Here is a 15,746-nt window from a genome sequence, read left to right as displayed (position 1 = left end):
ACTCCCCTGACTCGAAATACCGGAACCACAAGCAAACGTAAAGAAGCACTCTGTGCCGACCGCCAATCAAACTTTATATTTTTTTATCAGATCCGCCGCCGGCTCCATCCCGAGTCCCACCGCCTGCGGTGCCTGGATTTTACCTTTTGTAACGGCAAAGGCCGGCAGCGCGGGGTTGAAGTCGCGGGCTTTTTTCGGATAGGTTTCCAGGATCAACGCGTTCGACAGCGACGCCACCACATGCACATTCATATGGGCAAAGCCGTGGGGCGCCACCGGCACATGATGGGCCGAGCAGAGCGCTGCGATCTTGCGCATTTCAGTAATACCGCCGGCTTTGATCGTGTCCATATTGATAATGTCGCAGGCGTCGTTGCTTAGCAGGTCCAGCGCGCCAAAGCGCGTGTACTCGTTTTCACCGGCGACAATGGGAATATCCAGTTGGTCTTTGACTTCGTGATTGCCCCTCCAGTCATAGGGCATAACGGGTTCTTCAAACCAGTAGAGGTCCAGGTCCTCTACCATACGGCCAAACCGAATGGCCTCGTAAGCACTTTTGTAACCGTTGTTGGCATCGATCATAATTTTGGTGTCGGGACCCAGCGCTTTACGCACCGCCCTGACCCGCTCGGCATCGCGGCGCGGGGTCAGGTAGCCGACTTTCATTTTTACGGTGTCGTAGCCTTCGTCGATATAGTCTTCCATCTCCTTGACCAGATCGCGGATACCTTTGCCATCGGCGTAGTAGCCGCCGGCGGCATAGACGGGAATCTGCTCGGTATAGGTGCCGAGTATCCGGTGTACCGGCTGGTTAAGGGCCTTGCCGACAATATCCCACACTGCCAGGTCGACACTGCCGATCGCGTGAATCTCTTTGCCTTTGGCAACCGGTTTGCGGTTGTGAAAGAACATATGATCCCAAACCTGCTCGGTATTCAGCAGGTTTAAACCTTTGATTTTATTTGCGAAGGACGCCACATCGCGGGCGCTGCCCTTAGTGCCCGCATAGCCGACGATACCCTGGTCGGTCGTTATCTTGAGGTAGGTGGCGCTGGGGTAGGTGCCGCCGGATTTTTTGATGGCATTCCAGGTCAGCGGCGTTTTTTTGTCGAACTTAAGCCGGAACACCTCTACATCCTTGATAGAGACATAGCTCAGTATATCCTTGACTGCGCCGCGCTGGTTGTCAGTCGCCGCCAGTGCCCGGGCGCTACCGGCCGGTACCAGGGCGGCGGCGCCGGCGGCACCCAGTGTTTTGAGAAATTGTCGTCTCGCTGTCATTATGTCTGCTCTCCCCCTAGTGCCGAGTAAGGCGGGCGCGGAGGCCCCCGCGGTCGGTGCCCGGCGGTGCTGGTCTCTCAATCTGGCCTGACCGGACTTGCAGCGATATTAGCACCTTTATCTATCGCAGTCATATAGGTTGGGGCTGGATTTTCCAGGAAAAGCCATAAAAAACAAATAGTTAATACTCTTCTGGTCATCAGGCTGACTGCTCCCGGATATCGCCTGTAATAATTGACCAGACCAGTCTGACGATTTATTATGCAATCGGTCATGCCAATTGAGAGATAAAGTGTACATTGCGGGCTTGGGCAGCGGCGGCCGGACCCGGTTAGAAATCGATAACTAAGGCTTAAACACGATGAATAAACTGAAACTGTTCTTGTTCCTCCTGGTCTGCGCCAATGCGGGCTGGGCCCAGGCGGACAGCTGGGAGTTGCTGTTTAACGGCAAGGATCTGGATAACTGGACCAAACTGGGGGGCACTGCCGAATACCGTATCGAGGGCGACGCCATTGTCGGCACCTCCAAAGCGGATACGCCGAATACATTTTTGACCAGCAGGAAAACCTACTCGGATTTTATTCTGGAGTTTGAGGTAAAGGTCGACAACCGCCTGAACTCCGGCGTGCAGATTCGCAGCCTCAGTAAAAAGAGCTATCAAAACGGCCGTGTTCACGGCTACCAGGTGGAGATAGACCCGAGTCCCCGCGCCTACTCCGGCGGTATCTACGACGAGGGGCGGCGCAAGTGGTTGTACCCGCTGGCGATCAACCCGCAGGGTCGCAAAGCCTTTCGCACCGGGCAGTGGAACAGCTTTCACGTCGAGGCGGTCGGCGACAGTATCCGGGTCTGGGTCAACGGGGTGATGACCAGCAATCTGGTGGACGATATGACCGCCAGGGGTTTTATCGGCTTACAGGTTCACAGTATCAAACAAAAAGAACAGGTCGGGACCGAGGTTATGTGGCGCAACCTGCGCATCAAGACCAGGGACCTGGAAGCCTCGCGGTGGGACGTGCCCCCCGACGTCAGGGAAGTCAGTTACCTGACCAACCGACTGTCCGATTGGGAACAGAAAAAAGGCTTCCGCTTGTTGTGGGACGGCAAAACCTCGAAAGGCTGGCGCGGCGCCAAGTTGGACCGTTTCCCCCGTTCGGGCTGGACCATCAAGGACGGTGTGCTGACGGTGCTGGCCACCGACGGGGGCGAGGCGACCGGCCCCGGCGATATTATTACCGAAGCGCAGTTCGGCGACTTTGAACTGGAGCTGGATTTTAAAATCACCGAGGGCGCCAACAGCGGCATCAAATATTTTGTCGATCCCGAACTGAACAAAGGCGCCGGCTCGGCGATTGGCTGTGAGTTTCAAATTCTCGACGATGCCAGACATCCCGATGCTAAACAAGGTGTCAGTGGCAACCGCACGCTCGGTTCTTTGTACGACCTTATCGCCGCGCAGAACCTGTCCAATCCAGCCGCTTCCAAATCCAGGATGTTCAAAGGTATCGGGCAGTGGAACCGGGCCCGGATTGTCTCGCGCAACGGCAAGGTGGAGCACTGGCTGAACAATGAAAAAGCCGTGGAGTACGATCGATACTCGCAGATGTTTGCCGCCCTGGTCAATTACAGCAAGTATAAAGACTGGCCCAATTTTGGTCGCTGGCCCGAGGGACCGATTCTCTTACAGGACCACGGTGACACCGTGCATTTTCGCAGTATTAAAATCCGGGAATTTTGACTTCTAAACGACACAGGTGTCTGACTATGAGCGATAAAAAACATACGCGGCGGGATTTTGTCAAAAAGTCCGCCGCCGTAACCGCCGGGCTGTACTGGGCCGCGTCTGCCCGAAGCTACGGCAATATACTCGGTGCCAATGACCGTATCAACTGCGCGGCGGTGGGCGTTCACGGGCGCGGCAAGGCGTTGATCAGGTCGCTGGCGACGGCGAAAAATAGTGCGCTCACCGCTGTCTGTGATGTGGACAAAAGAGAATTTGATCTGGCGGGAAAGCTGGTGCAGGAGACTTTCGGCAGCTCTGCCGCCAACGCTGTCACCAACTACGTTGACTTCAGGAAGCTGCTGGAAAACAAGGATGTCGATGCGATTCTTATCGCCACCCCGGAACACTGGCACGCGCCTATGAGCCTGATGGGGGTGCAGGCCGGCAAGCATGTCTATGTGGAGAAGCCCTGCAGTCATAACCCGCGAGAGGGAGAGCTATTGGTCGAGGCGCAGCAAAAATACAAGCGCGTTATCCAGATGGGCAACCAGCAGCGTTCAGCGCCCACATCCATCCAGGCGGTAGCGGATATCGGGGCCGGTCTTATCGGCGATGTCTACTACGGCAAAGCCTGGTATGCCAACAACCGGAAATCCATCGGCGTGGGTAAGTCGGTCGCCGTGCCCGATTGGCTGGACTGGGATCTGTGGCAGGGCCCGGCGCCGAGGGAAGGCTATAAAGACAATTACGTGCACTATAACTGGCATTGGTTCTGGAATTGGGGCACGGGGGAAATCAACAACAACGGCACCCACGAGATCGATATCTGTCGCTGGGCGTTGGGGGTTGAGTTTCCCAAGTCCGTTATTTCTTCCGGCGGCCGTTTTCACTTTAAAGACGACTGGCAGTTCTACGATACGCAAAACGTCAACTACGAATTTGAAGGCGGTAAGATGATTACCTGGGAAGGCAGAAGCTGCAACGGGTTTAAGCAGCATGAGCGGGGCCGCGGGGTCACTCTACACGGCACCAAGGGCACTATCCTGTTGGACAGAAACGGCTACAAGGTATACGACAACGAGGGCAAGCTGATCAAGGACGTCAAAGAAAAAGGCGAGAGCGCCACCCTCAATACTGTGGGCGGCGGCTTCCTGACCGACTTGCATATGCAGAACTTCGTCAATGCCGTGCGCCAGGGCGAGCGACAGAACTCGCCGATCCGCGATGGTCATATTACCAACCTGCTCTGTCACCTCGGCAATATCTCGCAGAAAGTCGGCAGAAAACTGATGTTGGATACCGATAACGGTCGCATTCTTCGCGATCGCGGCGCCCGCAAGTACTGGAGCAGGGACTACGCGCCGGGTTGGGAAATGAAAGTTTGAGTCATCTGTATGCCGGCAGCCCGGGTCCGGCCGGCAGCCTGGTCGGACGCCCGGGTTTCGCATTGACGAATCACGGAAAAAGTTGTCGCAAAAAGCGACGCCGGCATACCCGCGGCAGCGAGGAGCGATAGAAACCAGTCGCAAATAGAGGCAGCAGGCGGAGAGAGAAAATCGACAGGGCTTCGGCCCCTGCGCTATAATTTGGTGCACTTTCGCCATCGGTACAACCTGTTCCCTTCTTCCCAGCCAGCGGTGCCGGCTATTTAAGATGATCAGCCATTTACGATGAATAGAAAAACAATTTCGAGAAGGAAGTTTCTAACGGACGCCGCCCTTGCCGGAACCGGCGTGGCACTGGCGGGTTATAGCTACCCCGGCCATGCCGGTGAGCGGGCGCCGGCCGTCAATATCGGTATCATCGGCACCGGCGATCGCGGCGGCGGCCTGGCCTCCATTATTCAAAAGATACCGGGTATCCGGCTGGCGGCCTGTTGCGATCCGTTGCCGTTTCGGCTTGCCAACGGCATGAAATACGCGGACCGGCAGACCCGGGAATACAGCGATTACCGGTTTTTGCTCGACAGTAAGCAGGTTGACGCCGTTGTTGTCGCCACACCGTTTAACACCCATGCCGATATCGCTGTCGACGCTCTCGATGCCGGTAAACATGTCTATTGCGAAAAGACAATGGCTTACGGTTACCGGGATATCGGCAGATTGTGTAAAAAAGTCAAAGATGCGAATCTGGTTTTCCAGACCGGCCACCAATACCACAGTTCGAGGTTGTATCGACATATCGTCGAATTGGTACAGCAGGGAAAAATCGGCAGGGTTGCCGCGCTGGAATGCCAGTGGAACAGAAACGGCGACTGGCGGCGACCGGTCCCGGACCCGAAGTGGGAAAAGTCGATCAACTGGCGCATGTATCGCGAGTATTCCGGCGGCCTGATGGCGGAGCTGTGTTCCCACCAGATCGATTTCAGCAATTGGGTCTTGGGTGCTCACCCGGTGAAAGTAACCGGATTTGGCGGTATCGACTTTTGGCAGGACGGCCGGGAGACCTATGATAATGTGCATGTCATCACTGAGTACCCGTCGGGTGTAAAGGCCAAATACAGCAGCCTGACCACTAACAGAAAAGACGGTTACCAAATAAAAATTATGGGGAAAGAAGGCACCATCGTTATCAATAAAGGTCAGGCCTGGTTATTTTCGGAAGCGGGAAAAAGTAAAGACAAGGCTATTGTCGACGGTGTAACCGGCGCGACTCAATCCGGCTGGGGGCCTGCCGGTGTGGCGATTGATATAGAACACAAAGAACCGAGTTTACAGGCAATGCTGGATTTTAAACAAGCCGTGCTGAGTCGCACCAACCCCCAGTCCAATGTAAAGTCGGGCGCCGAGGTTTCGGTGGTGGTGCAGATGGCGCTCGATGCCATGGACAACGGCCGTGTCGAGCACTGGAAAGACGAGTACAATTTCGCCGGTTGAAAACGCTTGCTGAGGGCTTTCCCGGGGCGGGGCAGTGCGCCCGGATTGAGACCGGGCCGGCTAAGGACACCAAGGCTCGTTTTGGGTGAGACGATTTACTGTCCAGAATACCAGGCCGCCTTCAAAAAAACGCCGTCAAAACACCAGGGTAAATTTGGCCCCACTCTTATCCGAAGTCTGTACCGTAACGCTGCCGCCGTGGGCGATCATAATCTGCCGTGTCAACGCCAGGCCGACGCCGGAGCCCTGGTGTTTAGTGGTAAAGAACGGCACGAAAATCTCGTTGACGATAGCAGCGGGAATACCGGGGCCGTTGTCCGCCACCTCCAGTAACACTCGACCGCGCTGATTCAGGCGTCCTGTCATGGTAACGGTGGGGCCGGTATGCGGGGGTTCAGCAGTTGGGTGAACAGGCGTTGGATGAACAACAGTTGCTGGAGACGCCGCTGAGGATGATGCCGCCGGGTGCGTCGCCGCCCGGGGTTTGTCGCCGCCGTCCAGCGCCTGCCCGGCATTTTGCAGAAGGTTGATCAGCATTTGCTCCAGTAAATCGGGGTCGGCAAACAGTTGCAGTCGCTGCGGTTCCAGCCTGACTTGCAGATCGATACCCCTGGCCGCCCAGTCGACTGCGAACAATTCCCCGACCCGCTGAAATATATCCGCCAGTAACAGCGTTTGTTTTTGCGGTGCCGGCAGCAGCGTGAGGCTGCGGTAACTCTGCACAAACTGCGTCATACCGTCGGCACGCCGGGCCACCGTGTCCACCGCCCGGCGCACGTCGGCGAGTGCCTCCGCCACCGCCTCGACACCGGCGTTGGCGTTTAACTTCAGGCGGGTGTCGTCCACCAGGTCGGTCGCCGTTTTTGCCAGCGAAGCCACCGGGGTAATGCTGTTCATCAGTTCGTGGGTCAAGACCCGCACCAGGTCCTGCCAGGCCTGCAACTGCACGCTGTCCAACTCGCTTTGAATGTCCTGCATGCTGATCAGGTGCTCGCGAATCTTTCCGGTGGTAATCTGTGTCGCCACCACCGCCAACTGCCGCTCCATGCCGTCGTGGGAAAAGTTTACCAGCCTGCGGTTGCCGGGTTCGAGGTTTTGAATAGTGTCTGCAAAGATCTGGCCGAAAGCCCCCAGTTTCTCGACTCGATTGACGTTCACACTGCCGAACAGGCGCCGGGCAGCATTGTTGTGCAGCCGAATGCGACCGTCCGGGTAGAGCGATAACAACGGTACCGGTATATGATCGGTCAGCGACTTCAAGTGTCGCAGTTGTTCCTCCTGCTGTTGCCGGGTTGCCTTGAAACGCTGCACGATATCGCCGAATACGGCGGACAATTGCTCGAAGCCCGCGCCGCTGCTGCCCGGCGGGTAGCGCTGGGCGAAATCGCCGTGGCGGGCGGCGTCCAGGAACCGCGCCAGTTCGGTGTTGGTTTTGCTCACAAAGCGGTAGAGTTCATATAGCAGCGCCGCGGTAACGGCGGTCAGTAAGATGGTGATACCGTGGAAGCCGGTGTGGGTAAGGGCCGCGCTCAGGCCCATCAGGGCGAGCGCCAACAGCGATACCCGCACCATCATCGCTACGGCAAAATGATTAGAAGCCATACTTTTCCATCCGTCTGTACAGGGCTGCCCGGGTCAACCCCAAATCTTTTGCGGCTTTACTGATATTGTAGCTGTGGCGTTGCAGCGCGGCTTGCACCAGGCGTTTCTCCATACTTTCCAGATGCAGGTCTCCCGCCGCAGGCCCCGTTGCCGAATGGGTTGCGGCACTGCCGGCGGCGCGCCCGATATTGCCTGCGAAACTTTCGCCCCCGGCGGGGACGCTATCGAGTTGCAAATCCGCTGTTTCAAACTGCTTTCCCTCAGAGAGAATAACCGCCCGCTCCACCGCGTGACGCAGGGCGCGGACATTACCCGGCCAGGTATAAGCGCGGGCTGCCGAGAGCGCGGCAGCGGAGAACGATTTTTCCGGTTTGCGGTATTTGCGCGCGTAGAGCCGGGCATAGTGGATGGCGATTTCCGGGATATCCTCCGCCCGCTGCCGCAGCGGTGGCAAGGTGATTTCTACGGTGTTTAAACGAAACAGCAGATCCTGCCTGAACTTTTCCCCGTCGTTCAGCGCTTCTCGCGACAGATTGGTTGCAGCGACGACCCGCACATCGATAGCGATGGCCTGATTGCTGCCCAGCGGCGTCACCTGGCGTTGCTCCAGCACGGTCAACAGTTTGGCCTGCAAGTGCAGGGGAATATTGCCGATTTCATCGAGAAACAGCGTGCCGCCGCTGGCCGCCACCAGGCGTCCGATGCGGTCCTTGCCGGCACCGGTAAATGCGCCTTTGTGGTGACCGAACAACTCCGACTCAAACAGGGTCGCCGAGACCGACCCCAGGTCGACGGACATAAAGACGTTGCCGCGACGCAGGCTCTGTTGATGCAGTTCCCGCGCCACCAGTTCTTTACCGGTGCCGTTTTCACCCAGGATCAGCACATTGGCATCGGTGGGCGCGGTGCGGCGGATCATCGAGTGCACGGCCGCCATTGCCGGCGAGTTGCCGAGCAGGTTTTGTCCGGCGCCCCCGGCGGCCTCTACCAAGAGTTGATTGCTGCGTTTTAAGCGGCTTGCCTCCGAGCGGCTGTGGCGCAGTTGCACGGCGGCGGACAGGGTGGCCACTACTTTTTCGTTATGCCAGGGCTTGGCGATAAAATCGGTGGCGCCGTGCTTCATCGCCTCGACCGCTATATCGACTCCGGCGTGGGCGGTAATCACCACCACCACGGCATCGGGGTCGATGTCCCGTATTCTCTGCAGCCAGACAAAGCCCTGCTCGCCACTGCTGGCGCCGGGGGAGAAGTTCATATCCAGCAGGATGGCATCGAATGTGCGCTCGGCCATGGCCTGGGGTATATGCTCCGGGCGGTTACAGGTCACGACTGTGCCGAAATGCCTTTTCAGCAGCAGTTGTCCGGCGGTGAGAATATCCTCGTCGTCATCGACAATCAGGATGCATTTGTCGCTGTTCAAGACTGTCGCGCCTCCTGGTTCAAGACTGTCCTTTCTTCTGGTTCAAGACTGCCCATCTCCCGGCTTTCCGTTGCTATCAAGTGTTCGTTATCGTACAGGCTGTGTCCGAACTCGAACACTATTTTTGTCCGAATATGAACAGTTTTCCAAGTTTGATGGAAAAATAATATATATATCAATGAGTTATATTTTGGCCTGGGCTTTGCTATCTATAACTAGTGGGCTCAGTTGAGTGGCAGGTACGGAGCCCGAGAATTGACAGCATAGAAGTTTGGTAATCGAGATGGCACAGACGTTAACTGCCAATAAAAACAATCCACCGCCCCCTTTAGGGGGCATGGACAGACCGGTCGCCAAAGCCGCGTTGCCCGGCAGGACCCTGATAAAAATCAGCGCCGGTCTGGCCCTGCTGGCGGCCGGCTACTTCGTGGCGGCGGACCGGTTTGCCGGACGCTCGCTGCATATTGCCGGCGACCGGGTGATTATCGCCTCGGCGGCCAGCGGTATTTTTGAAGATTACATTCCGGTGCGAGCGCGGGTGGCGCCGTTGCGAACCGTCTTTCTCGATGCGGTCCAGGGTGGTCGGGTGGAAGAGGTGCTGGTCGAGGACGGCGCCGCCGTCGCGGCCAACCAGGTGATTCTCAGGCTGTCCAATGCCGACCTGCAACTGAGCGTGATGAGCACCGAATCACGGGTGATGGAACAGCTCAACGCCATGCGCGACCAGGAGCTGCGGCTGGAGCAAAACCGCCTCGATCACAAGCACTCGCTGGTGGAGCTAAACTATAATATCGGCCGCCTGACGCGCGCCGCGGCACGCAAAAAAGAACTGATTGCCAAGGCTCATATTTCGCAATCGGAATACGACGATTTGCTGGATGAATTGCAATATTTGCGGGAAAAGCGCGCGGTCACTCTCGAAAGCCAGGCATCCGATGAGAAGTTGATGGCGGCACAATTGCGATTTTTTAAAGAAAAAACCGCCACCATGGAAGCGAACCTGACTTTCGCTCACCGCAGTTTGCAGGACCTGACCGTGCGCGCGCCAGTGGCGGGTCGCCTCTCCGGTTTCGATATGGAAGTCGGCCAGAATGTGCCGCGCGGCTCGCGGTTGGGCCAGATCAGCAATCCCGAAACCTTTAAGCTGGTGGCCGATATCGATGAGTATTATCTCGATCGTATCGATCTGGGCCAGCAGGCCGACTTTGAGCGCGGCAGGCACAGGTATCAACTGCGGGTTGCGAAGATTTATCCGAATGTGAGGAACGGCCAGTTCCAGGTAGACCTGAAGATGGTCGGCGCGGCGCCCTCCGACCTGCGTCGCGGGCAGTCCATACAATCGAAACTGACCCTGGGTGACTCGGAGCCGGCGCTGCTGGTGCCCAATGGCCAGTTTTTCCAGGATACCGGAGGCCGGTGGGCATTCGTTATTAACGGCGCGGGGACCGAAGCCTATCGACGCCAGTTGCAACTGGGACGACGCAACAATCGGTTTATCGAAGTATTGGCGGGTCTCGACCCTGGCGAAGAGGTCATTGTCTCTTCTTATGGCAACTTCAGGGATATGGACAGACTCAAGCTCGACAGGAATTAAGCGCTATTTCGTAACGGCGTGCGTGGCAAGGTGAATTTTATACAGCGGCAGACCGGTCAATTGGCACGCCTACGCCTAAGGAAGTGTGATTGGGGTGGTTATCTTTGTTTAACGAAAACAAACACACTGTCTGAGTTATTGACTGGCACCACAATGACCCGGCCGTTATGAAATAGCTGTCGATCCCGACTTTTGAATCATTGTACTCAGTGGGAAAACACCATGTTGAAATTACAAGACGTTTCCAAAATCTATCGCACCGACGAAGTTGAAACCGTCGCCTTGAACGCGGTGAATATCGAGATCAACGCGGGCGAGTTTGTGGCCATTATGGGGCCATCCGGGTGTGGTAAGTCCACCTTGCTCAATATCATTGGCCTGTTGGATGAAACCAGCAGCGGACGCTATGAGTTTATGGAGCGGGATGTCACCGGACTTGGTGAGAGGGAACTGGGGCGAATTCGCAAGCAAAATATCGGTTTTATCTTTCAAAATTTTAACCTGATCGATGATTTATCGGTCGAGGAAAATATCGAGCTGGCGCTGCTTTATCACGATGTCGGCAGCCGCAGGCGCAAACAGCGGGTCGCCGAGGTGATGGATAAGGTGGGCATTGCCCACCGCGCCAGGCATATGCCCGGACAGCTTTCCGGCGGCCAGCAGCAGCGGGTGGCCGTGGCCCGGGCGGTGGTCGGCAACCAGGCGTTGATCCTGGCGGATGAGCCCACCGGCAACCTCGACAGCGCCCACGGGCAGGAGGTGATGGATATGCTGCGGATGTTGAACGACGAAGGCACCACCATTGCGATGGTGACCCACTCGGCGACCCACGCCGATTATGCCCGCCGAACGATCAATCTTTTTGATGGCCATGTAGTGACAGAAAGTCTGCGCGCAGCTTGCTGACGAAGTCCAGGAGATAGCGAATGATATCCATCTATATAAAACTGGCGCTGAGGTATTTGGCCAAGTACCGCCTCTATGCGCTTATCAATATCCTGGGGCTGGCGCTGGGCTTGACGATTTTTCTGTTCGGCTCCATGGTCATTGACTATGAGAAAGATCACGACAATATGTTTTCCGAGCGTGATCGCACGTTTATCGTCGGCAGCATCTTCGCGCCCGCTGCCGGAACCGGCATCCTGGAGTACCCGAATGTCAAAACGACTTACGGGCCGCTGTTTGATCTGGAAATCGAAGAGGCGGAAGTCGTGGCGCGGTCTATTTACAGGGCCCCCATTGTTACCGTCGATAACAGCCACTACTACCAGGGTATTCGCTTTGTCGAGGCCGGTTTTACGGATATTTTCGACTTTCGTTATCTGCACGGTGACTCGACCGCTGTGAACAATCCCCGCGGCCTTATCGTCACGGTCTCGACCGCCAAAAAATTATTTGGCCATGCCGATGTGCTCGGAGAGGTGGTCTCTCTGAATCACAAGTACGATATGCATATTGCGGCGGTCATCGAGGATGTGGCCCTGGACAGCCATTTCAACACCTCTTTTCTCCCCGACAATGATCTGGCCGCTATCGCGTCACTGCAAGCGTTGGTTGCCCTCGAGGGGTTTGATATGGCGGGAAGCTGGAAAGGGCTTTCTCCCTACAACATGACCTACATCCTGCTGCCGGAAAACCGAGATCGGCAGTGGCTGCAAAACCAGGTCGACGCCGTCGCTGAACGCCATGCGCCGGAGGATGAGCATGAGCTTATCAGCGCCTTGAAAGTGCGCCCGCTCGTTGAGGTCAATACGCAAATATGGGATGCGTTTGGTTTTCCGGTGCTGGAGTCGATTCAGTTGCTGGGACTGCTGATTCTGGTCGTCGCTTGTCTCAACTATACCAACCTGGCGACGGCGCAGAGTTTCGGGCGCAGTCGTGAAGTCGGATTGCGAAAAACGCTGGGTGCGACACGCTTGCAGCTATTGAGCCAGTTTCTGATTGAAAGTCTGAGCCTCGCTGCTTTCGCGATGCTGCTTGCACTCGCCGGTATTGAACTGCTGGTGCCGGCGTTTAACGGCTGGGCCGGCAAGGGGCTGGCGCTCGACTATCTGGGGATTCTGCCCGGGCTGGTGCTGGTTACCTTGCTGGTAGGCTTGCTTGCGGGTGCTTATCCGGCTTTCCTGATTTCCCGCTTGAACCCCATTGAAGGCTTGCGCAATGTCGTGATGAAAGGGCGCAGGGGGAATCGGTTCCGGGCTTTTATGATCGCTGCACAGTTTGCCATTTCAATCTTTATGCTGGCGATGGTGATGATTATCTATTTCCAAAACGAGAAGATAAAGGAGATCAGCAGCACCTTTCTCAAAGCCCAGACTGTGATTTTAAAACGCATCAATACAGAGGGAGTCGTACCCAAACACGATACCCTGCAGCGGGAGTTGAGTCGAATCGACGGCGTGCAGGCTGTGACTTTTTCCAATGATGTGCCCTACAACAGCGGCGGCCTCTCGGCGGAGGTCACCCCTGTTTCAGGGGACGAGACCCTCAGCTTCGACACAAAAATCATATCTGTCGATACCGACTTTATGGCGGCGTATGATATTGAGCTGTTGGCCGGGCGCCCGTTTGACGAAACGGTTGCCAACGACCTATATAGAGAAGAGGTCGGACGGGTCAATGTCATCGTCAATCGGCTGGCTGCGAAAAAGCTGGGTTTTGACGAAGGTAGGGAGGTTATCGGTAAATCTTTTTATAAATTAGCGAATGACGAAGACGGACAAACCTTTGAGTACACGGTTATCGGCCTGGTGCCGGATCACTATTTCGACGGTGCGCACTCTGCGATAGCGCCGATGACATTTCTGATGCAACCGGATAGTTACTCCTTCGCGTCGCTCAGGGTGAGCGGCCATGACTTAAACCAGACATTGAGCGATATCGACGCGGTCTGGGATCAGGTCGTCGGGGATTATCCGATTCAAAGGACGTTCCTGGATTTTTATTTCAATCTTTTCTTTCGCTTCCCCGAGGGCATCAACAATGTGTTGGCGGCGTTTGCCGGTGTCGCGCTGTCGCTGGCCCTGATCGGCTTATTTGGGCTGGCGGCGTTTATGGCACAGCGCCGCACCCGGGAAATTGGTATTCGCAAGGTCATGGGGGCGAGTGTAAGCCAGATTGTACGGTTGTTGATCTGGCAGTTTTCCCTGCCGGTGATCTGGTCGCTTTTGGTCGCCACACCGCTGGCTTACCTGGCGTCCAGTATCTATCTCGACTTCTTTCCGGAGCGCATCGACTTTACCCTACCGGTTATACTCCTCGCCAGTGCCCTGGGCGTGTTGACGGCCTGGGCTATTGTGGCGGGGCATGCTATTAATATAGCCAGGACGACACCGGCGCGTTCATTGCGGTATGAATAACCTGATTCGAGGCGATATGTGAAATTGATGATTCGGCATTTGTTGATATTGCTCTCGCTTTGCGGACAGTCCGCCGCTTTGTCAGCGCAGTCTTTGCCCCGCCAACTCGACGATTTAATGAGCCGGCTGTTGCGGGAGCACGATGTACCGGGTGCTACCCTGGCTGTAACCAAAGACGGGCGCCTGGTATACGCCAAAGGCTTTGGTTACGCCGATAGTGAAGCCAGGGAGGCCATGCGGCCGCAGCACCTGTTCCGCATTGGCAGCGTGTCAAAACCGATTGCCGCCGTGGCCGTTTTAAAGCTGGTGGAGCAGGGTAGATTGCGGCTGTCCGACCGGGTTTATCGTCTTGTTGGTGAGGTGCCGCTGCCGGCGGGTGCAACAGTCAACCCCGCAATAGACGCTATCACCATTGAGGATCTGCTGCGTCATTCGAGTGGCCAGGCGATCTATAATGCATCCGGGCGCATCAGCTCGCCGATGCAACCGCCCGTTTCCAGGGATATCAGCCGGCTGTTTTCCATCGCCCATCCACCGCCCTTTGCGTATGTGGTCGGTTATATGAAAACGCGGCCCTTGCTGCATACTGCCGGCAAACGTTTCAAGTATTCAAATTACGGCTATGCGCTGTTGGGGCTGGTCGTCGAAAAAGTGACGTCCATGCCGTTTGATGCCTATGTCAAGAAGACTATTCTCGCACCTGTTGGTATCCACTGCATGCAGTTTGGCGCGACCTTGAAATCGCAAAAAAAGGTAAATGAAGTAACCTATTATGACCTGGCGGGGAGACCGCCGGTGCGTTCGGTGTTGGCCGGAGAGCCGCCCGGCCCCTTCCCCTATGCCGGTCGCCATCACGAGGGTTGGGGAGCGGCGGGGGCGTGGATTGCTTCGACTGTCGATATTGTCAGGTTCGTCAATCATGTCGATGGGCAGCGATCACCGGCTATTTTGCGGGCGGCGACGGTGCGCCGGATGCTGGCAAGGCAGGATTTTCCCGAGCACGACAGAGAAGGCTTTTGGTACGGACTGGGTTGGCGGGTTCAAAAAAAGCGCAGCGGCCACCACTGGTATCACAACGGCTCCTCAAACTCCGGCTCGGCGGCGATTATGTTGAGAACCGCCGACGGTATCGCCTGGGCGGCCCACTTCAATCGCAGATTGCCGGCTGGCAGGGCATTGTATGAAGCCTTTAACCGGGAAATGTGGCGAATTGTCCGCTCGGTCGATAGCTGGCCCAGGCACGACCTGTTCCGGCGCGATGACGCCTGTTAGTGCACCGATGTAAAAGAGGGGAGGGGGTCAAGTCTTGACTAATAGTTAATACTTAACCGCAAGGCATGCTACACCCCTTTCTAAGCTGACAAAAGTATCGTTGTAGACCCAAATACTATTAGTCAAGATTTGACCCCTCATCTCTCTCTCATCTCTCATCTCCTCTCATCTCCTTTTGCGGCACCTTGCCGCCGGGGTAAAAATGGGGTGTTTACCTATCTTGGCGGCCCGGGTCGGGCGCTATATTATCCCCTGACATCCAGACATTCTGCCCGCTGCAGGCTGTTTCTGCACTACAAAGCTCGGGTGTACTTACTTGGGGTCAGCGTGTGCCAAAGGGGGTGGTGATGGATCAGGCGGTTGGTGTTTCCCATTTGCCGAATAGAGATCGGTTTGATTTTGACGGGATCAAGTCAGTAAACAACCGTATGTCGACTATATAAAACCGGTCTTCAGCACGACCGTTTAATCGTTTTATACAGAGTTCCCGCTTCTTCACCGTTAGCTGTATGCCCGTGCAGCGGGGTCCCTTTGTCTTTTAAAAACACAGGTTGAAATGTTAGTAAAACTGAGACAGATTAAACAGCACAAAAATCGGCTCTTAAAGCGATGGGCG

The 15,746-nt window shown here is 56.1% G+C and carries 10 protein-coding genes; 7 read left to right on the top strand and 3 right to left on the bottom strand.

Annotation, left to right across the window (positions count from 1 at the left end; genetic code table 11):
* Window positions 1-66: 66 nt before the first annotated feature.
* A complete protein-coding gene (locus FKG94_RS18020) occupies window positions 67-1,281 on the bottom strand; it encodes a mandelate racemase/muconate lactonizing enzyme family protein (protein WP_142905728.1) in 1,215 nt (404 codons plus the stop codon).
* Window positions 1,282-1,642: 361 nt separating this feature from the next.
* Here FKG94_RS18020 and FKG94_RS18015 point away from each other — a divergent pair, with 361 nt between their 5' ends.
* The 3 genes from FKG94_RS18015 (at window position 1,643) to FKG94_RS18005 (ending at window position 5,883) form a co-directional block, all read left to right on the top strand.
* Window positions 1,643-3,022 carry a 3-keto-disaccharide hydrolase gene (locus FKG94_RS18015; RefSeq protein WP_142905727.1) on the top strand — a complete coding sequence of 460 codons (1,380 nt, stop codon included), beginning with the start codon at window positions 1,643-1,645 and terminating at the stop codon, window positions 3,020-3,022.
* 26 nt (window positions 3,023-3,048) lie between these two features.
* Entirely contained in the window at window positions 3,049-4,392 is a 1,344-nt protein-coding gene (locus FKG94_RS18010; RefSeq protein ID WP_142905726.1) for a Gfo/Idh/MocA family protein, read from the top strand.
* Window positions 4,393-4,677: 285 nt separating this feature from the next.
* Window positions 4,678-5,883, top strand: a complete 1,206-nt coding sequence (locus FKG94_RS18005) for a Gfo/Idh/MocA family protein (RefSeq protein ID WP_218943572.1) — start codon at window positions 4,678-4,680, stop codon at window positions 5,881-5,883.
* Window positions 5,884-6,018: 135 nt separating this feature from the next.
* On the opposite strand, the gene FKG94_RS18000 is transcribed toward FKG94_RS18005, so the two are convergent.
* Entirely contained in the window at window positions 6,019-7,485 is a 1,467-nt protein-coding gene (locus tag FKG94_RS18000) for a sensor histidine kinase (protein ID WP_142905725.1), read from the bottom strand.
* Window positions 7,475-8,905: a sigma-54-dependent transcriptional regulator gene (locus tag FKG94_RS17995; protein WP_142905724.1), complete on the bottom strand. Its 1,431-nt coding sequence runs from the start codon at window positions 8,903-8,905 to the stop codon at window positions 7,475-7,477. Before FKG94_RS17995 ends, FKG94_RS18000 begins: the two co-directional genes overlap by 11 nt.
* A 283-nt stretch (window positions 8,906-9,188) precedes the next feature.
* Between FKG94_RS17995 and FKG94_RS17990 the strand changes: the two genes are divergently transcribed.
* The 4 genes from FKG94_RS17990 (at window position 9,189) to FKG94_RS17975 (ending at window position 15,130) form a co-directional block, all read left to right on the top strand.
* Window positions 9,189-10,499 carry an efflux RND transporter periplasmic adaptor subunit gene (locus FKG94_RS17990; protein ID WP_142905723.1) on the top strand — a complete coding sequence of 437 codons (1,311 nt, stop codon included), beginning with the start codon at window positions 9,189-9,191 and terminating at the stop codon, window positions 10,497-10,499.
* A 222-nt stretch (window positions 10,500-10,721) separates the two neighbouring features.
* Window positions 10,722-11,405: an ABC transporter ATP-binding protein gene (locus tag FKG94_RS17985; protein ID WP_142905722.1), complete on the top strand. Its 684-nt coding sequence runs from the start codon at window positions 10,722-10,724 to the stop codon at window positions 11,403-11,405.
* A gap of 20 nt (window positions 11,406-11,425) precedes the next feature.
* Window positions 11,426-13,858 carry an ABC transporter permease gene (locus tag FKG94_RS17980; RefSeq protein WP_142905721.1) on the top strand — a complete coding sequence of 811 codons (2,433 nt, stop codon included), beginning with the start codon at window positions 11,426-11,428 and terminating at the stop codon, window positions 13,856-13,858.
* Window positions 13,859-13,885: 27 nt separating this feature from the next.
* Window positions 13,886-15,130, top strand: a complete 1,245-nt coding sequence (locus tag FKG94_RS17975; protein ID WP_246125251.1) for a serine hydrolase domain-containing protein — start codon at window positions 13,886-13,888, stop codon at window positions 15,128-15,130.
* Window positions 15,131-15,746 lie beyond the last annotated feature (616 nt).

The organism is Exilibacterium tricleocarpae (assembly GCF_007004655.1).
Lineage (GTDB): Bacteria > Pseudomonadota > Gammaproteobacteria > Pseudomonadales > Cellvibrionaceae > Exilibacterium > Exilibacterium tricleocarpae.
Note: the sequence above shows the minus strand (reverse complement) of the source record. Positions and strands in the feature narration are given on the sequence as shown.